We start from the raw sequence: 19,762 nt of genomic DNA, 5'->3' as shown, positions 1-19,762 counted from the left end.
ATGTCCTCCATCTCCGGGTCTCCGTCACCATCAGACCGCTACCGGGCGGCAGCCAACCGGACGGCCGAAGCCAAGACGTATCTTGGCGCTTTCGCACGTTCCCTTGATTTCGACCTGGACGACTTCCAACGTGAGGCGTGCCGGTCCCTCCAAGAGGGCCGGGGCGTCCTCGTGGCGGCACCCACCGGCGCGGGTAAGACAATCGTTGGTGAGTTCGCCATCTATCTTGCGCTGCAACGGGGATTGAAGGCGTTCTACACCACTCCCATCAAGGCGCTGAGCAACCAGAAGTTCTCTGAACTTGCTGCCAAGTACGGGGCGGCCAACGTTGGCCTGCTGACCGGTGATACCACCATCAACGGAGAGGCGCCGGTGGTGGTCATGACCACCGAAGTGCTCCGGAACATGCTGTACGCCGATTCGGAAACCCTGGGTGACCTTGGCTTCGTGGTGATGGACGAGGTGCACTACCTCGCCGACCGGTTCCGCGGGGCAGTGTGGGAAGAAGTGATCATCCATCTGCCCAGCGAAGTCCAGGTGGCTTCTCTGAGCGCCACAGTGTCCAATGCCGAGGAGTTTGGTGCCTGGTTGGACACCGTCCGCGGAGATACGGACGTCATCGTGTCCGAGCATCGGCCTGTTCCGCTCTGGCAGCATGTCATGGTGGGTCGGGAAATCGTGGACCTCTTTGCGGGCGACACGTCCTTTGACGAGATCGCCCCGCCCATTCCCGATTCCGAGGTCCCGGACCTGGACGAGTCGGAAGACGCCGCTGAGGAACGTGCTGCAAGCCTCGCCAAACCGTCCAAGCAAGCAGGAGGCAAAGTCCGGCAGGCCCTGTCCGGGCAGGAGTTCGAGGTAAACCCCGAACTCCTGGCCATGGCGCGTTCGGAAAGCCGCATGAACTTCAGCGGCCGCTTTGGCCACGGCGGACGCAGCCGGCGTCGCCAGGACAGGCAACGGGAGGACCGCAACACAGAACAGCGCAGTCCTGTCCGGAAGGCCAGCAGGCCCCAGGTCATCGACAGCCTGAACCGGCAAGGCCTGCTGCCCGCCATCACCTTCATTTTCTCCAAGGCCGGCTGTGACGCAGCGGTCGCACAGTGTGCGGCCTCCGGATTGTGGCTGACCACCGAACGTGAGCAACAGATCATTGCCCAACGTGTGGACGAGGCCAGCCGGGAGATTCCGGCCGACGACCTTGACGTCCTGGGTTTCTGGGGGTGGCGCGACGGCCTGGTCAGGGGCTTCGCGGCCCACCATGCCGGGATGCTTCCCACCTTCAAGGAGGTGGTGGAGAAGCTCTTTGCGGACGGTTTGGTTAAGGCTGTTTTCGCCACCGAAACCCTGGCGCTGGGCGTGAACATGCCTGCACGGTGCGTCGTCCTGGAAAAGCTTGAAAAGTTCAACGGGGAAGCCCACGTCAACATCACGGCAGGGGAGTACACCCAGTTGACGGGGCGGGCCGGGCGCCGCGGCATCGATGTCGAGGGACACGCAGTAGTCCTGTGGCAACCCGGTACTGATCCGGCAGCCGTGGCGGGACTGGCTTCGCGCCGCACCTACCCCCTGAATTCAAGTTTCAGGCCAACCTACAATATGAGCATCAACCTGATTGCCCAGTTCGGGCGCACCAGGGCACGGGAAATCCTCGAGTCCTCTTTTGCGCAGTTCCAGGCCGACCGTTCCGTAGTCGGCCTCGCCAGGCAAGTCCGCGGCAGGGAAGAATCGCTGGCCGGCTACGCCAAGTCCATGGAATGCCATCTCGGTGACTTCGGCGAATACTCCCGGCTGCGGCGGGAATTGGGCGATGCTGAGCAGTTCGCGGCGCGGGACAACCAGCGGGCCCGCCGTTCAAGGGTGTCCGATTCCCTGACCCGTCTCATCCCCGGGGACGTCATCAGCGTTTCGAGCGGCAGGTTGGCGGGGTTCGCCGTCGTGCTTGACGCCGACCCCAACGCGCGTGAACCGCGGCCCGCCATCCTGACCTCGGACAACCAGTTGCGGCGAATCGGCGCACATGACGTGGATGCGCCGGTGTCCCCGGTGACCCGGATCCGGATTCCCAAGTCCTTCAATGCCAAGCTGCCGAAGGCCCGGCGCGACCTCGCAGCGTCCATGCGCCACGCTGTCAGCGACGATGCTCCCAAGCGGCGCAACAGCAGGCATGAGGACTTCGGCCTGGGTTCCCGGACGCAGGAGCAGGAGAAACGGATCGCCGAGCTTCGCAGGAACCTCCGGGCGCATCCTTGCCACGGCTGCAGCGAACGTGAGGATCACGCCCGCTGGTCAGAGCGCTGGTGGAAACTGCGGAAGGAGACCGACGGGCTGGTCCGCCAGATCCAAGGCAGGACCAACACGATTGCCAAGACCTTCGATCGTGTCTGCGATGTCCTGTCCTCGTACGGCTACCTGGAAGCGAACGACGCCGGAAAGGTCACCATCAGTGCCGACGGCCAGCGTCTTCGCAGGATCTATGGCGAGAAGGACCTGCTCATCTCGCAAGCCATCAGGGAAGGTGCAATCAACGACCTCGACGCCGCGGAGATGGCGTGTTTTGCCACTACCTTGGTGTACCAGGCCAAGCGCGAAGACCGGGGCCTGCGGCCCAAAATGCCTTCCATTTCCCTGGAGACCGCCGTGGACATCGTGGTCCGTGAATGGTCGCGTCTGGAGGACACTGAGGAACAAAACCGGCTCCCCTTGACGGCGGAACCCGAACTGGGCCTCATGTGGCCCATGTACAAGTGGGCCAAGGGCCGGCACCTCCAGGATGTCCTGAATGGGACCGACCTCGCGGCCGGTGACTTTGTACGCTGGGCCAAGCAGGTGGTGGACCTGTTGGACCAGTTGGCGAAGATTCCCCAGCTGGACCCACGGCTGGCCCGCATCTGCCGGGAGTCCATCGACCTGGTCCGCCGTGGCGTCGTGGCGTACTCCACGGTCGCCTGACGTCTTTTTCGATTTCATTACCGTCTTTCCCGAGGAGTTCAGCGAATGAACCAACCAGGCGCGCCTGCCGGCAAACCCAAGGTCACCATGTACCGCAACGGATCCATCTACACGGCGGCGGATCCTTTTGCCACGGCCATGGTGGTGGACGGTGACACTGTGGCATGGGTCGGTTCTGAGCAGGCTGCTGCGTCCATCGCGGATGGCACCATGGAGATCATCGATCTCCGAGGTGCCCTGCTTGCCCCGGGCTTCGTGGACTCGCATGTCCACCTGACCGAAACGGGCCTGGCTCTGTCCGGACTGCAGTTAGGTAGTGCGCGGTCAGCCCGCGACGTCCTCGACGCCGTTGCCGCAGTGCCCGGCACGGCTGCCATCCTGGGCCACGGGTGGGATGAAACCACGTGGAACGATTCCACGCTGCCCACCGTGGAAGAGCTTGATCGGGCAGCCCGGGGCCGGACCGTCTACTTGTCGCGGATAGATGTCCATTCGTCGCTCGTTTCTTCCGCACTGATCAAGGCCGCGGGCCTTGGCGGGCTTGATGGCTTTACCGGGACAGCCCATGTGGTCCGGGCGGCACACACGGCGGCCAGGAGCGCGTCCAGGAACTTCGACGATTCCACGCGACGGGGCTTGCAGGAAGCAGCCCTCCGCGAAGCGGCCAGCAACGGGTATGTGGCGCTGGCCGAAATGTCCGCTCCCCATATTTGCCGGCCGGACGATCTGCGGTTGGCCAACTCCTGGAACGAGGAAGGCGGCAGCCCGCTGATCCTGCCCTACTGGGGTGAGCTGGCCTCCTCGGAGGAGAACGCCCGGCAGATCCTGGAAGGCCTCGGAACCCCGGTGCTGGGGCTCGCCGGCGACCTCAACATCGACGGGTCCATTGGCTCGCGGACAGCAGCACTGGCCTCCGATTACGCCGACGCTCCCGGAAACCGTGGCAATCTCTACCTGTCCGTTGAGGAGGCGGCGAGCCATCTGGCGGCATGTTCCATGCTGGGTATCCAGGCCGGGTTCCATGTCATTGGAGACGCCGGACTGGCTTCCGCGCTGGACGCGCTCGACGCGGCCGCAGCGGAAGTCGGAGAGCAGCGTATCCGTGCTGCCGGGCACCGTTTTGAACACGTCGAACTGGCCGACCAGGAATCGGTGGACCGGCTCGCCAAGTATTCCATCACTGTCAGCGTGCAGCCTGGTTTCGATGCCGCGTGGGGGAGTCCGGGAGGGCTCTATGAGCAGCGGCTCGGTGACCGCAGTCGTGGCATGAATCCCTTCGCGTCGTTCTATGCCAGCGGCGTTGCCATTGCCTTTGGAAGTGACAGCCCTGTGACTCCGCTTCGACCATGGTCAAGCATCCGGGCCTGCCTGGAACACAGCAACCCTGACCAGCGCATCTCGGCGCGCGCTGCCTTCCTGGGCCACACCCGAGCGGGGTGGCGGGCCACCAAACACCGCAATCCGCTCATGGGCCAACTGGTTCCGGGCGCACCGGCGAGCTTCGCCGTCTGGGAGGTCGAGGAGCTTATGGTGCAGGTGGCAGACAGCCGGGTGCAGTCGTGGAGCACCGATCCACGTGCCCGCACGCCACTGCTTCCGGCCCTGGATACCGGCAGCGACCCCGTATGTTTGCAAACGGTCCGCGAAGGCCAGGAACTGTTCGCGCACGAGTCCCTGCGCGGCTGATTCCGCAAGAATTTTCCGGAGCCACCGCCCCGCTGAACTGGGGCAACGCCCGTCAATGCAGGTCATCGGGCGGTTGACGGCGTTGCCTCGCCGGGTAGCATGGGCGGTACGCGTGTGGGCAGGTCCATACGGTCTTGGAGAACAGTCCGCCCGGCAGGATACCCGCCGGGCATCGACTGGACTGTGGCCGTTGGACCTGCCCACAGCATCGGCTGCTCCGCACGGGAATGTGGGCACTGACACATGCGCAAATTATCAGTGGCCGCCTCACCCTATAATGGAGAGTTGCGCCAGAACGCCAGCGTCCATGCTGGTCCGGCACACTGACCGCTCCATCAAGGAAAGGCCTCTTCTTGCGTGTCCTGACGATCATCCCCACCTACAACGAGCTGGAATCGCTCCCCAAGACACTGGGCCGGCTTCGGGCTGCCGTTCCCGAATCGGACGTCCTCGTGGTCGATGACAACAGCCCGGACGGTACGGGACAGCTCGCCGACGGGATCGCCGCGGAGGACAGCCAGGTGCATGTCCTGCACCGCAAGGGCAAGGAAGGCCTGGGGGCCGCGTACATCGCCGGGTTCAAATGGGGCCTCGCCGCGGGCTATGACGTCCTGGTTGAAATGGACGCAGACGGCTCGCACCAGCCGGAGCAGTTGCCCCTGCTTCTGGATGCCATCAAGGATGGCGCCGACCTTGCGATGGGATCCCGTTGGGTTCCCGGCGGGAGCGTGGTTAACTGGCCGCTGTACCGGCAGGCGATTTCCCGCATTGGCAGCACGTATTCCCGGATCATGCTGGGCGTCAAAATCAAGGACGTCACCGGGGGATACCGCGCGTTCCGCCGGAGCACCCTGGAGGCCCTCAAGCTGGATGAAGTAGCCTCGGTTGGCTACGGCTTCCAGGTAGACCTCGCCTGGCGCGTCGCCAAGCTCGGATTGCGTATCGAAGAACGTCCCATCACGTTCGTGGAGCGGGAACTCGGGGCATCCAAGATGAGCGGCAACATCGTGGTGGAAGCCATGATCAACGTCACCAAGTGGGGCCTCGCCGCGCGGTGGGCGAAGCTCACGGGCAAGCAGCCGGCCGCGGCCAAGTAATCCGAGGCCACCAGGCCACAAGAAAAGGCCGGGCCCGGTTCCCCCTAGGGGATCCGGGCCCGGCCTTTGCTCTGCAGGCTCCGTTATGCGGAGCGGCGCTCTCCACGGCGCTCACGGAGGATGTTCAAGCGGTCCTCCAGGATTTGCTCCAGTTCCGGAAGCGTGCGGCGCTCAAGAAGCATGTCCCAGTGGGTACGTACAGCTTTTTCATTGGCGTCGACCGGACGCTCGCCGTCAACCAGCAGCGCCTCCTTGCCGGTCTTGGAAACCCAAACAGGGGGAATCTCGGCTTCGGCGGCAAAGGTCACGAAGACCTGCTCGCCATCCTCGCAACGGTACTCGACCCGCTGGCGCGGTGCCGGCTCGACACCGGATTCGGTTTCCATGCTCTGGGCGCCAAGACGCATGCCCCGCAGGCTGCGATCGCTCATGATTACTCCCTCTGTCTGTTCGCAGGGCTGGAAACCCTGCGCTAGCCGTAAGCCGTTGTCTCGCCGCTCACGGACTACTTCTGCACACCTTGCATCACTATTTGCAACGCCTGGCCAAGCTCTTATGTTCCATCCACGCTGAACCAGCCGGACAAATATCCCATTATACGCGGAAACGGGCCGGGCGCTCAAAAACCCTTAAACCCCAGGAGCGGCCAGCCTCCCGGCTGACCGCTCCTGGCGCGATTCGTTGGTGCTACTCCGCGGGCCTCGCAGGCTCGGCTGCCGGCTCCGCGGACGTTGCCTTGGCATCGTCCCTGCCGCCGAAAAGACCCTGGACGGGGGAGTCCCCATTGGTCCCGCCAAGGGCACCGCCGATGCCTTTCAGGGCTTCGCCTACCTCGCTGGGAATGATCCACAGCTTGTTTGAGGTACCCTCCGCCAGCTTGGGGAGAGTCTGCAGGTACTGGTAGGCAAGGAGCTTCTGGTCCGGGTTTCCCTTGTGGATCGCGTCGAAGACCTTCTGGATGGCCTGGGCTTCACCGTCTGCTCGCAGGATGGCTGCCTTGGCATCACCTTCGGCAGCCAGGATAGCCGCCTGCCGCTGGCCCTCAGCCGTAAGGATCTGCGACTGCTTGGTGCCTTCGGCCGTGAGGATGGCTGCACGCCGGTCTCGCTCGGCCCGCATCTGCTTCTCCATGGAGTCCTGGATGGAGTGGGGCGGGTCGATTGCCTTGAGCTCGACGCGGGACACGCGGATGCCCCAGCGACCCGTGGCCTCGTCCAACACGCCGCGCAACTGACCGTTGATCTGATCGCGCGAGGTCAGTGCCTCTTCAAGGTTGAGCCCGCCCACGACGTTACGGAGCGTCGTGGTGGTCAACTGCTCTACTGCCTGGATGTAGTTTGCGATCTCGTACGTGGCAGCCCGGGGGTCAGTGACCTGGAAGTAGACGACGGTATCGATGGACACCACCAGGTTGTCCTCGGTAATGACCGGCTGCGGCGGGAACGACACTACTTGTTCACGAAGATCCAGCAACGGCAGGAGCCGGTCCACGAACGGGATCAGGATGGTGAGTCCCGGGTTGAGCGTGCGCTGGTACTTGCCCAGCCGTTCAACGACGCCGGCACGTGCCTGCGGAATAATCCTGATCGAGCGGACCAACACAATGATGACAAATATGACAAGAACAACCAGCACTATGGCTGCCGCTGTTCCTCCTAGGCCGTCCATACATCTCCTTCATTCCCCAATTGAGTGGTTTGATGCGGCTCAACGGTGCGGGGCCAACCCGCGGTCGTCAGCAGAAACTTTTGGTGTGCCCTAAAGCGGGCTGTTTTCGGCAGTCGAGGCGACAACCGCCGTCGCGCCGTCAATCCTGGTGACCTGGACCGTGGCACCCGGGTCAATGACCTCAGACGTACTGCGTGCCGTCCACACGTCGCCCCCGATCTTGACCAGGCCGCTTGTCCCGCTCACAGCCTCGATAACGAGGGCGGATTGTCCAATCAGGCGGTCCACGTTGGTGCGCTGTTCGGCGGGTCCCTTGCGGAGGTGCTTGAGGGCCACGGGCCGCACAAAGGCAATCATCAGGAGGCTTACTACGCTGAAGATCACGATCTGGAGCCAGAAGTCGGCACCCGCGAAGTCCGCCACGAGACCGGCGAGGGCGCCGCCACCCAGCATGATGAAGAAGAGGTCGAGCGTGAGCATCTCCACCACTGCGAAGGCGAGGAATACCGTGAGCCAGAGAGCCCACCAGTTTTCGCCGAGCCATTCAAACATCTGTTCCCCCTTGGTCCCGGACCCCGAGGACGGGATCACAGTCGCTGTCCTTCCATCCTAGCCCGGAGCGGAGTCCCACGTCAGGGCCGTGTTTCCCGGCTCCTGAAGATACCGATCTGGAACTTCGCCGTGGTGTGCAAGGATTCCGTGCCGTCGGCCGTTCCCGGCGTCTTGTGCGAATCGAGATGGTGGCCCGCAGGGCCCATGAAGGCGAGGTCCGCCAGCTGTCCCGGGTCCAGCGCGAGCGGGATGTCGAGGCTGATGGTGCGCCCTGGCAGGAAGTGTTCCGAGAGGGTCTCTGCCAGCTTCGCCTCTTTGCCTTCCTGTATGGACAGCATGCCGGTGCGTTCCGCCGCTTCGGCCAGGTGTCCCGGGCGTGGGGTGACCACCAACAGGGTGCCCCCCGGACGCAGCACGCGGGCGAACTCCGGTGGATTCCGCGGCGCGAACACCACCAGGACCACGTCCATGGAATGGTCTGCGAGGGGCAGGGGACGCCAGATGTCCCAGACCAGGTTGGCGGCCTGGGGATTCAGGCGGGCAGCCCTGCGGAGGGCGAACTTGGAGATATCCAGTCCCACTGCTGTGGCCGGCGTCTTGTGCAGGACGGCGTGCAGGTAATGGCCCGTCCCCGTCCCGGCATCAAGAACAGCAGGATCCGGGCCCTGCATGGCTTCCGCCGCCAGGGATGCGATGGTGCCGGCCAGTTCGGCGTAGTGGCCTCCGTCAAGGAAGCGCTGGCGGGCAGCCACCATGTCAGCGGAGTCCGCTTCGAAGACAGTGCCCTTCCCGGTCAAGAGATTGAAGTAGCCCTGCTTCGCAGCATCGAAAACGTGGCCGGCGCTGCACAGGATCGCCCGGTGCGGACCCTCGCCAAGGTGGCAGGTTCCCTGGCACACAGGACAGCGAAGGGCGGCGATGGCGTCGGACAGCATGGCTTCAATCCTACGGCCGACGGAGTGTCAGGCCCCGGCATCCAGGGTGTGCGGTTAGGCTCACCCACGTGAAACCCGAGCAACTGCCACTGCTGAATACTGTCTCCGCTCCCGCTATCCACCCTGACGGCACCAGGGCCGTCGTCGCGGTCACCAGGCCGGACTTTGACACCGATTCCTATGTCGGCCAGCTCTGGACCGTGCCGTTGGACCCTGCCAAGCACTCCCGGCGTATTACGCGCGGGTTCAGGGACACCGCTCCCGCCTTCTCGCCCGACGGGTTGGTACTGGCTTTCCTGCGAAGCGACCAGGACGGCAAGCCGCAGCTCTTCGTTGTGGAATCCGCGGGAGGCGAGCCGCAGCGGATTACCGGGCAGCATGCGGGCGTGGGAGGTTTCGAGTGGGCACCGGACTCGCACCGGATCGTCTTTACGTCCCGTGTCCCCGAACCCGGTCGCTATGGCACGGTGGCCGACGTCACGGCCGGGCGCGAAGACCCGCGCCTCATCTCTTCCAAGCAGTACCGGATGAACGGCTTGGGCTATACCGCTGACCAGCGCCAGCAATTGTTCGTGGTGGAGGTACCAGAACTCGGTGGCGAGCCGGCGTTCCGTCCACGCGGACGGGCGGCCCACGAACAAAGCCAGGCCGCCTTCACGGACGTTCCCCAGGCCCGGCAGCTCACCTTTGGCGACGCCGACCATGAGTCTCCGGTCTTCGCTCCGGACGGCCGCCACCTTTACTTTGTGGCCGCGCTGCATGAAACGCACGACGACGACCTGGTCGCCTCCGTCTACCGGCTGGACGTCCAAGGCGGCCAGCCCGAAGCAGTTCATCCCTCCAACCACAGCCCGCAAACAGTCAACGCCGTGCGGGTCTCGACGAATGGCGAGTGGCTTTTCTACACCGCCCAGGACCTGGGCGAATCGCGAATCGACTTCGTTGCCAGGAACACGGTGCTCTTTGTCATGCCCGTGGGCGGGGGAGAGGCGCGGCCATTGACCGATGCCGAGCACCTTGACGTTTCAGGCCCCCTGCAGCCGTGTGGACCGGACAGTGTCCTGGTCCTGAACACGGCCTTGGGCACTGTTGAACTGCTGGAGGTCGCAGCGGACGGCATCATCCCGCTGGTACACGGTGCCCGCGTGGTTTTGGGAGCGACAGTGGCGGCCAACGGAGAAATGGCAGTCAGCTTCTCTGACGCCTCTACGGTAGGTGATCTAGCTTCCCTGGACAGGGGTGAACTGCGGCTGCTGACCAATTTCTCGGCAAACCTCCGCAACCATTCCCAAGTCAGCGAACCGCAGGACCTTGAAGCCGCGGCGGAGGACGGCAACCCCGTGCACGGCTGGGTGGTCATGCCGGACGGTCCCGGACCACACCCGGTGCTCCTCGCCATCCACGGCGGCCCGTTCGCCCAGTACACGGGCGCGTTCTTCGACGAAGCCCAGGTCTATGCCGCGGCCGGATACGCGGTGGTGATGTGCAACCCCCGAGGTTCCGCCGGGTACAGCCAGGCCCATGGGCGGGCCATCAAGGAACGGATGGGAACCGTGGACATGCAGGACGTCCTGGCCTTCCTGGACGCAGCCCTGCGAAAGTATCCGGTTCTGGACAAAGAGCGGTTGGGCATCATGGGAGGCTCCTACGGTGGTTACCTCACTGCCTGGACCATCGCCCACGACCATCGATTCAAGGGCGCCATTGTGGAGCGCGGCTTCCTGGACCCGGTCAGTTTCCACGGGTCGGCAGATATTGGCTGGTTCTTCGGAGGCGAGTACATGGGCGGAACCCCGGAACAACTGCAAGCCCAGAGCCCCATGGCCGTGGTTGGCGGCGTGAGGACTCCTACGCTGGTCATCCACAGCGAGAACGATCTCCGTTGCCCCATCGAGCAGGGCCAGCGCTACTACTCGGAACTGAAGTCCCGCGGGGTGGAAACGTCGCTGCTGGTGTTCCCGGGCGAGGACCACGAACTGTCGCGCTCAGGAACCCCGCATCACCGAAGGGCCCGGTTCCAGCACATCCTGTCCTGGTGGGCGCAGCACCTGCCCAGCGAGCTGAACCGCGGCGAGGACTAATGGTTTAGCTGCGGAGGAAGCCGAGGGCTGCCCGGGCATCCTCGATCCCGGGACCGGACCATCGGGCGGCATGTTCGGCGTTGCTGGACAGCGACCGCAGTTCAGCCCGGTCCAGGTAAAGGGTGCCCATCAAATGATCGGTTTCGTGCTGCACGATCCGCGCCTGCCATCCGGAGTACACGCCTTCAAACGGGGTACCATCCGGCGTGAGGCACTCCAGCTGTACCGAGGAGGGCCTGCTGACAACCGCTTGGTAGCCGCTGACTGAGAGGCACCCCTCGTAGAAGGATGCGCTCTCAGGACCAACCGCCGTGTACGACGGGTTCAGCACGGCCAGGAACTCCAACGGCTCGCGGTTCCTGGCTGCCGCCGATGCGGGTTCTATCTGGTACTGGTCCTCCAGGACGGCTATTTGGAGGGGTAGACCGAGTTGCGGCGCTGCCAGGCCCACACCGGGTGCAGCATGCATGACCTCACGCATGCGCTCGATCAGGGCGTGCAGTTCTTCGTCGTCGATTTGCCCGTCAAAAGGAGCTGCATGCTGGCGGAGCACGGGATGACCGGCCTGGACGATCGGGGGCAGGGGCTCCATATCCAAGAGCCTCCGCGCTGTGTCCCGGATGTCGGTTGCGGTGAAGTCCGTGGAGGGGCCGTGCAGCGGCCGAACGTGCTGGGTCATGAGGTGAGCCTATCCGTTCCGCCTGCCCGCCCGGTGGATGGAGCGGCGCGGCAGGTGGGTTAGGCTCATCGGATGAGCCACAGCGACCCCCTGGAAGTAGTACTTGGATTCGTCAGGACCGTGGAAGCCGGCGGCGGAGGAGCCGACATCGATCCGTTCCTGGCCGAGGACTTCACCCTGACCGAATGGCCCCATGCCCTGTCCAAGACGGGCTCCACCCGCACCCGCGAAGAGACCTTGGCCGGAGCTGACGACAGCAAGGCAATCGTTTCCGGGCAGAGGTTCGAGGTTGTCCGGACCACTACCGAAGGAAACCGGGTGGTGCTGGAAATGAACTGGTCCGCCGTCCTGCTTCTGGATCTCCCGCACTGGGATGCCGGGGAAACCATCCGCGCGCGGAGCACCGCAGTTTTTGAACTGCGGGACGGTTTGATCGCCAGCCAGGACACCTACGACTGCTACTACACGGGCAGCTGAGTCGGGCAAGGTTCACCAGCGCATCGTAAAGCGGCGCTCCACCAGCCCGGAGACGCAGCCCACTCGAAGGGCCGTCGCGAAGAGTCTGTTCCTGGCGCTCAGCGCTGAAGGCGGCATGGGCCTGCCCAAAGCCATGTTCATCCCCGCTTGACGTGATGCCTTGGAGGCGGCGCGGCCACGGGCGCGTTCAAAGCGCCTGATGTCTCTGCCCACTTCCTCACCTGCGAGCGAAGCATCGATGATGGGTGCCAAGGCTGCGGCGTCCAGCCACCCGAGGTTCATGCCTTGCCCGCCGATCGGGCTGATCTCGTGCGCCGCATCGCCCAGCAAGACCACACGCCCGTGCACCATTGAAGAAGCCAGTCGGGACTGTACGCCAAAGGCGCTCAGCATGGTGTTGGTGGCCGGGTCCGGCGCCGCGCCTGTCCTGGCGCTGACCAGCGCGGCCAGGCCACCCGCCGTCGGGCTTGTTGCCGGTGCGCCGAGCCGCACCACCCACCGCCGCACGCCACCAGGCAACGGGAAGGATTCCACGATCCCGTCCGGCTCGAGGTAGAGGACGGCGTCATGTCCATGCCCCGTGGTGTCCTGGAAGTCTCCCATGAGGTAGTAGTCCGGATAGTCCCGGGCCCGCGCGCCGGGCTCGAACCGCTCACGGAACCTGGAATGGGCGCCATCAGCGGCTACAGCCAGCCCGGTCCGGAAGCCGAGTACTCCCGAAGGTGAGTCCGCTCCGATACTGACAGTGCCGCCGTCGTCAATCAGTGTGTGGACGTTGGCACCACGCACAAGTGCCTGCGGGTCCAACGCTGCGACGGCCGCCTCCAGCACCCGTTCCGTCACCGGTTGGGGAACTGCAAGGATGAACGGAAAGCCCGGATCTCCGGAGAAGGGCAATTCGGCGACCCTTTTTCCCCTGCTGTACGCCACGCCCCTCGGGATGCGTATACCTTCAGCCACGAGCCCGCTGGCGAGTCCCGCCCGCTGGAGCTCCTTCAGGGCAGGAGGGTGAATACCGATGGCCCGCGATCGGTTGCTGCGCGCGGTGCGGCGTTCCAGAATGCGTACCGACCTCCCGCGCTGCAGCAGGAGGACCCCCAGAAAGAGTCCCACAGGGCCCGCCCCGACAATAACAACGTCAGGCTCCACGCGCACCGACGTCCTTGGAGCGGGCCTCCCGAACAAGCAGGTTGTGCCAGGGGCCATTCGGTTCCACGCGCCAACCGTCGGGGGCCACCGCACGCAGTTCTGACGGGGTATAGCTGCGCCTGATGGAGACCAGGCCGTCACCGCAAATGAACGATCCCACGCCAAGCGGCCAGAAACCTGCCGCAAAGAGCGCATAGGCCACATTGCTGCGCCGTAGGTCGTTGTGCAGCGATATCGAGGTGGCCAACTGCTCCGAATCGCCCAGGACGGCGGCCAGATTGGCAGCGTCAAGGTGGTGCAGCATGTGGTTGGACAGCACAATGTGGAATTCACGCCCCTCCGCCACCAGGTCGGAGCTGAGGGCCTGCCGGTACTCCACTCCTGGCAGGCTCCGGGCCACCGAAGCGAAAGCGAACGCGCGCTCGTCGGGGTCGATCGCCGTCACCCGAAGGTCGAAACCGTCGCGCAATGCCCAGCGGGCCAGGCTGCGGGCGACGTCACCGCCGCCGCAACCGATATCCAGTACCGAGACGGATTCCCGCAGACGCAAAAGTGGTACAAACCGCTCGCGGTACAACCTGTGCCATCCGGACAGCAGGGCGTTCACCACGGGGAAGCGGGCGTAGCTGCGGTTGAGGCGCTGGAGGTCACAATCGGGGCGATCCATGTCCTCCACGGCATCCAGGTCCCGCTCCGCGAGGGACCCCCACGGACTCACAGGGCGGGGGAGACCAGCGTCAGGAGTCCCGTCTCCACGGTCAGGCCGGGTCCGAAGGCCATGGAGCAGATCAGTTCCTCACGCACGTGGGCTGGCCTGTCCAGCATGTACTTGAGGACAAACATCACCGTGGCACTGCTCATGTTCCCGTACTCCCGCAAGGTCTCCCGGGCGGGGACAAGTTGATCTGCCGTCAGTTCCAGTTTGGACTCCACCTTGTCCAGGATGCTGCGTCCGCCGGGATGGATGGCCCAATGCGTGATATCCCGGTAGGGCTTGTCGCTGAGCCCGGGTTCCTTGGCGAGGAGCGGTTCCAAGGCCCCCGTGATGTGATCTTCAATGATGTGGGGCACGTAGGAACCGAGGACCATCTCGAAGCCTTCGTCGCCGATGTTCCAGGCCATGGCTTCTTCACCCACGGGGGTCAGCACGGTCTCAAAGTGATCCAGCCGGATGACGGGCTCCGGCCCTTCGGGTTCCCGGGCTGTGACGACGGCTGCCGCGGCTCCGTCGCCGAAGATGGCCGAACCCATGATGGTGTCCGGATCGTTGGAGGTGCGCACGTGCAGGGAGCACAGTTCGGCACAAATGACCAGGACAACAGCCGATGGATCCGCCACACAGAATTGTTTGGCAGCCCTGAGCGCCGGGAACGCGGCGTAGCACCCCATGAACCCCAGATGGTAGCGCTGGACCGAAGGCTGGAGGCCCAGGGCCCTGACCACCTTGTAGTCCGGTCCCGGGTTGAAGAATCCAGTGCAGGAGACGGTGATGACGTGCGTGATGTCATCCAGGCCGATCCCGGGAGCACCTGCCACGGCTGCCTTGCCGGCCTCGATGAAGAGTTTGGTGGCTTCGACGGCGAAAATTTCGTTCCGTGCCTTGGTGCTGGGACTCAGCACGCGGTTGCTTTCGAGGTCGAAGAACTGCGGATTTTCCGGATGGGCGTCCAGGCTCAATTCGGCCACGGCCGTGTACCGGGTATCGATGGCGGCGGAGTCGAAGCAGGTAGTGACAAGGCGGGAGCCAAGCCTGGTCAGGCCCGGTTGGGCTGCGAAAACATCACGAGCTTGCGATTGGACAAGGATGGTTGGCGGGACTGCGGTTTCGAGGGACCTCATGTAGACCGGCATGCTTCATTCTTAGCGAGTATGGTCGCGAAGACAATGGGCCCGGGTTGTTGCCGCGTGTTCACCGTAGCGGCGCATACTGCCCAGTAGTGTGGAACGTACCGTTGCCGCATCCGCGCCAACGAACGAGAATCGAACGTACTGGCCGCAGCAGGCCGGTCAGGGGATGGGCGACGCCGAGGCAGCGGCGCCTGGCAGATGGAGAAATCATGAGCATTGCCGCGAGCACGGAAACGGAATCTTCGGGGTCCCACGTAGCGGACACCCACGACCTCATCCGTGTGCAGGGAGCCCGCGAGAACAACCTCAAGGACGTCAGCATCGACATCCCCAAACGCCGGCTCACGGTGTTCACTGGTGTCTCGGGCTCCGGCAAGAGCTCGCTGGTGTTCGGAACCATCGCCGCCGAATCGCAGCGCATGATCAATGAGACCTACAGTGCGTTCGTCCAGGGTTTTATGCCGTCCCTCTCGCGGCCTGACGTGGACATGCTTGAAGGCCTGACCACCGCCATCATTGTTGACCAGGAGCGCATGGGGTCCAACCCCAGGTCCACGGTTGGCACCGCAACCGACGCCAACGCGATGTTGCGCATCCTGTTCAGCAGGCTCGGTCATCCGCATATTGGCTCACCCAATGCGTATTCGTTCAACGTCCCCACCGTCAAGGCCAGTGGAGCCATCACCGTGGAGCGCGGCGAAGGCAAGACCAAGACCGAGAAGGCTTCCTTCAACCGCCTGGGAGGCATGTGTTCCCGGTGCGAAGGCATGGGGTCGGTCAGCGACTTCGATCTCACCGCGCTTTACGATGACAGCAAGTCCCTGAGCGAGGGCGCCTTGACCGTGCCCGGCTACAGCATGGACGGTTGGTACGGTCGCATCTTCAGCGGGACCGGCTACTTCAACATGGACAAGCCGATCGCCAAGTTCACCAAGAAGGAACTTCACGACCTCCTCTACCGCGAACCCACCAAGGTCAAGGTGGAAGGCATCAACCTCACCTACGAAGGCATCATTACCAAGATCCAGAAGTCGATGCTGTCCAAGGATGTGGATGCCCTGCAGCCGCATGTCCGGGCGTTCGTGGAGCGCGCCATCACGTTCACCACGTGCCCGGAGTGTGAAGGGACGCGCCTGAGTCCCGAGGCCCGATCGTCCAAGATCCAGGGCAAGAGCATTGCCGACGTCTGCAAGATGCAGATCAGCGATCTCGCGGGCTGGATCAGGGCATTGGACGAACCATCCGTTGCACCCCTCCTGAAGGGACTGCAGCACCTGCTTGACTCCTTCACCGGCATCGGGCTCGGCTACCTGTCCCTGGACCGTCCCGCCGGTACCTTGTCCGGGGGAGAGGCGCAGCGGACAAAGATGATCCGTCACCTGGGTTCGTCCCTGACGGACATCACCTACGTTTTCGACGAGCCAACCATTGGACTCCACCCGCACGACATTGAGCGCATGAACCAGCTGCTGCTGCAGCTTCGGGACAAGGGCAACACGGTGCTGGTGGTGGAGCACAAACCGGAGACCATCGCTATCGCCGACCACGTCGTAGACCTCGGCCCAGGGGCCGGTACCGGAGGTGGAACCGTCTGCTTCGAGGGTGACCTCGACGGTTTGCGGGGGAGCGACACCATTACCGGGCGGCACCTCGATGACCGCGCCGCAATCAAGGACACATTCCGGCCTGCCACGGGCCAGTTTGAGGTACGTGGCGCCTCGACGAACAACCTGCAGGACGTCGACATCGACATTCCACTGGGCGTGCTTTGCGTCCTGACGGGAGTTGCCGGCTCAGGCAAGAGCTCGCTGGTGCACGGATCGGTGGCCAAGCGCGACGGGGTCCTTGTCATCGACCAGGGCGCCATCCGCGGTTCGCGGCGCAGCAACCCGGCCACGTACACGGGACTCCTGGAACCCATCCGCAAGGCTTTCGCCAAAGCCAACGGCGTGAAGCCGGCGTTGTTCAGTTCCAATTCCGAGGGTGCTTGCCCCACATGCAATGGCGCCGGGGTGATCTACACGGATCTGGGTGTCATGGCCACCGTTGAATCGACGTGCGAGGAATGCGAGGGAAAGCGCTTTCAGGCGTCGGTTCTCGAGTACAGGCTGGGCGGAAGCAATATTGCAGAAGTGCTTGCAATGTCTGTGAATGAGGCGGAGAGGTTCTTCAGCGAGGGCGACGCCCGCACGCCGGCAGCCCACAAGATCCTGGACCGGCTTGCCGACGTCGGACTGGGATACCTGACGCTGGGCCAGCCGTTGACGACGCTGTCCGGCGGTGAGCGCCAGCGCCTGAAGCTTGCCACCCAGATGTCCGAGAAGGGCGATATCTACATCCTGGACGAGCCCACCACGGGCCTGCACCTGGCCGATGTCCAGAATCTGCTCGGCATGCTGGACCGCCTGGTTGAGTCCGGCAAGTCCGTCATAGTGATCGAACATCACCAAGCGGTCATGGCCCATGCCGACTGGATCATCGATTTGGGACCCGGGGCCGGGCACGACGGCGGCAAGATCGTTTTCGCTGGAACGCCGGCGGAGCTTGTGGCTGGCAGGTCGACGCTGACGGCGAAGCACCTGGCGGCTTACGTAGGCGCCTGACGCGAGCGTATTTGGGGCCGTTTCGGCTGTGCGGGACGGCCCCTCTCCGTGATGTGTCTAAAACGCCGATAATCTACATTATGTAAAGTAGAGGGAAGTTGGGATCCCCCGAGGCGCTGACATGTCCAGCCTCTCGGGGTCTGGGTCAAACGTTCTGAGTTGTCCCGGAACGTGCTTCCGTGTTGTGCCACGTCACACCGTGGGGCTGGTCACACCTGCTCGAAACCGCATGGTGGCAGCTGTGAGAATTGACAGTGCACGTCAGCGCCCACCACTGAGGAAAACATGCCCGGCGAGATTGCCTACTGCGAAACCTGCTGGACCAACCCTGCCCACGCGTACATCCGGGCGACGCCGATCTGCTCGCAATGCATCACGGAGTTCAACATCACCCGGCTCCCGCGGGTGGCGTACCTGGATGAGCTGCCCTTCGTCACGTTGGATGGACAGCGTCTTAGTGAACCGGACGCGAAATTCAGTGGCGAATACGCCAGGTTCCAGCCCCGCAGCAGCAGGGAACTCGAAGTTGCTTGGCTCAACGCGTTGGTCGGGGCTAACTGACTCCCGTCAGTCCCGCGCGGCGTCTAACCGGCGTAGCCGATGCAGAGCCGCCATGGGACGCCGGGCAGCTCACGTGAATCCCCGGAATCGACGGGTATGGTTCCACCTACAAAGCGGCCGGTGTTCGTTGCCAGAATTGCTCCATGCTGGTCAACGATGCAGCTGTTGGGCGGCAATGCGCGCAGATGGGGTTCGAACGCAGTCTGGAGTTGGCTGACCGAAACATCGGCGCCCACTACCCCGGCGTACTGGCCGTCTACGGTGATACGCCTGCCGAAAGTCATCACAATCTCATTGGTTCCGCTGGCGTCCACGTAGGCGTGGCTGACGTGGTACTCGCCCTCCTCCGTGTCCTCCCCCGGCAGCCACGGTACGGTGTTCACCTCATAGAGATCCATATCGATGTACAGCCGTTGGTGGGACTCAGGGCCGGTGGGCGCGTAGCACCACGCTATCCATCCCTCCCCATAGAATTCCTGATCGGCCATGAAGCCGTTGCCGTACAGGAGGGGTACCCCGATGGCCAGTGACCTTCTGGCCACGGCATAAATCTCCGAATCCGCCTTCTCCCGGCTCACGCCCGCGGAAATGCTGGTGCGAACTGCCTGCTCGAGGTCTCGAAGTGAGGCTGCGGCGATCCCCTGGAAAGTGCCGGCAAGCGTCTCGATGGCCGTAACGACGCGGTCCACGGACGGGGGCTTTCCTTTGGTATCGATGGGCGAAACGTCCAGCTCCAACCGTTCGTCGATGACCAGGTTCATGTCCCGCCGCACATGGTCTTCGGCGAGCTGCCGGCTTAGCGCGACGTCGCCGGCCTTGATGGCCTCGACGATCCGCGCGTGATCGTCGGCCGCGGCCTGCTTGCGGGGTGCAGGGTCCATCCAGATCAGTGGGCCAACCTCGGCTTGCAGCTCCGCTTCCTGCCTGGTCAGCCTGACGGAGCCGGAGCTCGCCGCAAGCTCAATGTGGAATTTGCTGTCGGCCCGGATCGCGTCCGCCGGGTGCTCGCTTGTCCGGATTTCATCGGACATGTACTCAAGGCGGGCCAGGGACAGCCGACTGGATCTCTCCGCTGCGGCCGCAGCGGCGCTGCCGGCCAGGAACGCGCGGAACTCGCGGAGGTCGCGCAAATCCTCCAAGGAGTAGGTGCCGACCGACTGTTTTTGCATCCGCGCGACGTCGCCCGTGTTGGCCTTGACGAAGCTTCCCCCGCCCTTGCCGCGCCGGGTCTCCACGAGACCCAATCCCCGCAATTCGGCCAGGGCTGCCCGAAGCGTCAATGTTGACACGCCCATTCTGGTGGCCAGATAGCTTTCGCTCGGCAGTTGGGATCCGTCCTCGAGGACGCCGAGTTCTATGGCGTGCCTAAGGCGCCGGGCGACTTCCTCTCCCCTGTCGGCAGTCTCCAGCGGGGCGAAAGCCAGTTGCTCTTTCCATGTCGACACCGGTACTCGTCCTCCTCGAAGAAAGTGAC

Annotated in this window: 16 protein-coding genes; 7 read left to right on the top strand and 9 right to left on the bottom strand. The window is 64.0% G+C overall.

Features of this window, described 5'->3' with window-relative positions:
* The 3 genes from ACIQT2_RS00170 (at position 1) to ACIQT2_RS00160 (ending at position 5,735) form a co-directional block, all read left to right on the top strand.
* A complete protein-coding gene (locus ACIQT2_RS00170; protein WP_402942414.1) occupies positions 1-2,952 on the top strand; it encodes a DEAD/DEAH box helicase in 2,952 nt (983 codons plus the stop codon).
* A gap of 45 nt (positions 2,953-2,997) precedes the next feature.
* On the top strand, positions 2,998-4,638 hold the full coding sequence (locus tag ACIQT2_RS00165) for an amidohydrolase (protein ID WP_402942411.1): 1,641 nt from the start codon (positions 2,998-3,000) through the stop codon (positions 4,636-4,638).
* A 353-nt stretch (positions 4,639-4,991) separates the two neighbouring features.
* Positions 4,992-5,735 (top strand): polyprenol monophosphomannose synthase, encoded by a 744-nt coding sequence (locus ACIQT2_RS00160; protein WP_400269490.1) that lies wholly within the window; start codon positions 4,992-4,994, stop codon positions 5,733-5,735.
* 83 nt (positions 5,736-5,818) lie between these two features.
* On the opposite strand, the gene ACIQT2_RS00155 is transcribed toward ACIQT2_RS00160, so the two are convergent.
* From ACIQT2_RS00155 to ACIQT2_RS00140, 4 genes are all read right to left on the bottom strand, one after another.
* The gene (locus ACIQT2_RS00155) at positions 5,819-6,166 is read right to left on the bottom strand and encodes an RNA polymerase-binding protein RbpA (RefSeq protein WP_397321881.1); all 348 of its coding nucleotides are present in this window, start codon (positions 6,164-6,166) and stop codon (positions 5,819-5,821) included.
* Positions 6,167-6,422: 256 nt separating this feature from the next.
* Entirely contained in the window at positions 6,423-7,403 is a 981-nt protein-coding gene (locus ACIQT2_RS00150) for an SPFH domain-containing protein (protein ID WP_400332510.1), read from the bottom strand.
* Between the two features lie 90 nt (positions 7,404-7,493).
* Positions 7,494-7,955: an NfeD family protein gene (locus ACIQT2_RS00145; protein WP_402942407.1), complete on the bottom strand. Its 462-nt coding sequence runs from the start codon at positions 7,953-7,955 to the stop codon at positions 7,494-7,496.
* An 80-nt stretch (positions 7,956-8,035) separates the two neighbouring features.
* A complete protein-coding gene (locus ACIQT2_RS00140) occupies positions 8,036-8,890 on the bottom strand; it encodes a methyltransferase domain-containing protein (protein ID WP_402942404.1) in 855 nt (284 codons plus the stop codon).
* 68 nt (positions 8,891-8,958) lie between these two features.
* Here ACIQT2_RS00140 and ACIQT2_RS00135 point away from each other — a divergent pair, with 68 nt between their 5' ends.
* Positions 8,959-10,971 (top strand): S9 family peptidase, encoded by a 2,013-nt coding sequence (locus ACIQT2_RS00135; protein ID WP_402942402.1) that lies wholly within the window; start codon positions 8,959-8,961, stop codon positions 10,969-10,971.
* 4 nt (positions 10,972-10,975) lie between these two features.
* Here the strand turns inward: ACIQT2_RS00135 and ACIQT2_RS00130 are convergent, their stop codons facing one another.
* Positions 10,976-11,650, bottom strand: a complete 675-nt coding sequence (locus ACIQT2_RS00130) for a peptide deformylase (protein WP_402942400.1) — start codon at positions 11,648-11,650, stop codon at positions 10,976-10,978.
* Positions 11,651-11,722: 72 nt separating this feature from the next.
* On the opposite strand from ACIQT2_RS00130, the gene ACIQT2_RS00125 reads away from it, so the two are divergent.
* Positions 11,723-12,127: a nuclear transport factor 2 family protein gene (locus ACIQT2_RS00125; protein WP_402942397.1), complete on the top strand. Its 405-nt coding sequence runs from the start codon at positions 11,723-11,725 to the stop codon at positions 12,125-12,127.
* A gap of 12 nt (positions 12,128-12,139) precedes the next feature.
* Here ACIQT2_RS00125 and ACIQT2_RS00120 read toward each other — a convergent pair whose 3' ends face one another.
* From ACIQT2_RS00120 to ACIQT2_RS00110, 3 genes are read right to left on the bottom strand one after another with little or no spacing between them, the layout of a single operon-like run.
* The gene (locus ACIQT2_RS00120; RefSeq protein ID WP_402942394.1) at positions 12,140-13,276 is read right to left on the bottom strand and encodes an FAD-dependent oxidoreductase; all 1,137 of its coding nucleotides are present in this window, start codon (positions 13,274-13,276) and stop codon (positions 12,140-12,142) included.
* Positions 13,266-13,943, bottom strand: a complete 678-nt coding sequence (locus tag ACIQT2_RS00115) for a class I SAM-dependent methyltransferase (RefSeq protein ID WP_402942391.1) — start codon at positions 13,941-13,943, stop codon at positions 13,266-13,268. Before ACIQT2_RS00115 ends, ACIQT2_RS00120 begins: the two co-directional genes overlap by 11 nt.
* Before the next feature lie 47 nt (positions 13,944-13,990).
* Complete coding sequence (locus tag ACIQT2_RS00110) at positions 13,991-15,127, bottom strand: type III polyketide synthase (RefSeq protein WP_402942388.1); 1,137 nt, start codon at positions 15,125-15,127, stop codon at positions 13,991-13,993.
* Between the two features lie 206 nt (positions 15,128-15,333).
* Between ACIQT2_RS00110 and ACIQT2_RS00105 the strand changes: the two genes are divergently transcribed.
* Both ACIQT2_RS00105 and ACIQT2_RS00100 read left to right on the top strand, forming a co-directional pair.
* Positions 15,334-17,727 carry an ATP-binding cassette domain-containing protein gene (locus tag ACIQT2_RS00105; protein ID WP_402942385.1) on the top strand — a complete coding sequence of 798 codons (2,394 nt, stop codon included), beginning with the start codon at positions 15,334-15,336 and terminating at the stop codon, positions 17,725-17,727.
* Positions 17,728-18,012: 285 nt separating this feature from the next.
* On the top strand, positions 18,013-18,288 hold the full coding sequence (locus ACIQT2_RS00100; RefSeq protein ID WP_402942382.1) for a hypothetical protein: 276 nt from the start codon (positions 18,013-18,015) through the stop codon (positions 18,286-18,288).
* Positions 18,289-18,311: 23 nt separating this feature from the next.
* On the opposite strand, the gene ACIQT2_RS00095 is transcribed toward ACIQT2_RS00100, so the two are convergent.
* A complete protein-coding gene (locus ACIQT2_RS00095) occupies positions 18,312-19,733 on the bottom strand; it encodes an FCD domain-containing protein (protein ID WP_402942379.1) in 1,422 nt (473 codons plus the stop codon).
* Positions 19,734-19,762: the final 29 nt, after the last annotated feature.

Source organism: Paenarthrobacter sp. NPDC090522 (genome assembly GCF_044769225.1).
In the GTDB taxonomy this organism is placed as follows: Bacteria; Actinomycetota; Actinomycetes; order Actinomycetales; family Micrococcaceae; genus Arthrobacter.
The sequence above is the reverse complement of the archived record's forward strand: the minus strand, read 5'-3'. Positions and strand labels throughout refer to the sequence as shown.

Bases quoted from the DNA above. Each gene is read 5' to 3' on its own strand.
- ACIQT2_RS00170 (WP_402942414.1), top strand. From the start codon at position 1: ATGTCCTCCATCTCCGGGTCTCCGTCACCATCAGACCGCTACCGGGCG.
- ACIQT2_RS00165 (WP_402942411.1), top strand. From the start codon at position 2,998: ATGAACCAACCAGGCGCGCCTGCCGGCAAACCCAAGGTCACCATGTAC.
- ACIQT2_RS00155 (WP_397321881.1), bottom strand. From the start codon at position 6,166: ATGAGCGATCGCAGCCTGCGGGGCATGCGTCTTGGCGCCCAGAGCATG.
- ACIQT2_RS00150 (WP_400332510.1), bottom strand. From the start codon at position 7,403: ATGGACGGCCTAGGAGGAACAGCGGCAGCCATAGTGCTGGTTGTTCTT.
- ACIQT2_RS00145 (WP_402942407.1), bottom strand. From the start codon at position 7,955: ATGTTTGAATGGCTCGGCGAAAACTGGTGGGCTCTCTGGCTCACGGTA.
- ACIQT2_RS00140 (WP_402942404.1), bottom strand. From the start codon at position 8,890: ATGCTGTCCGACGCCATCGCCGCCCTTCGCTGTCCTGTGTGCCAGGGA.
- ACIQT2_RS00130 (WP_402942400.1), bottom strand. From the start codon at position 11,650: ATGACCCAGCACGTTCGGCCGCTGCACGGCCCCTCCACGGACTTCACC.
- ACIQT2_RS00125 (WP_402942397.1), top strand. From the start codon at position 11,723: ATGAGCCACAGCGACCCCCTGGAAGTAGTACTTGGATTCGTCAGGACC.
- ACIQT2_RS00115 (WP_402942391.1), bottom strand. From the start codon at position 13,943: ATGGATCGCCCCGATTGTGACCTCCAGCGCCTCAACCGCAGCTACGCC.
- ACIQT2_RS00110 (WP_402942388.1), bottom strand. From the start codon at position 15,127: ATGCCGGTCTACATGAGGTCCCTCGAAACCGCAGTCCCGCCAACCATC.
- ACIQT2_RS00105 (WP_402942385.1), top strand. From the start codon at position 15,334: ATGAGCATTGCCGCGAGCACGGAAACGGAATCTTCGGGGTCCCACGTA.
- ACIQT2_RS00100 (WP_402942382.1), top strand. From the start codon at position 18,013: ATGCCCGGCGAGATTGCCTACTGCGAAACCTGCTGGACCAACCCTGCC.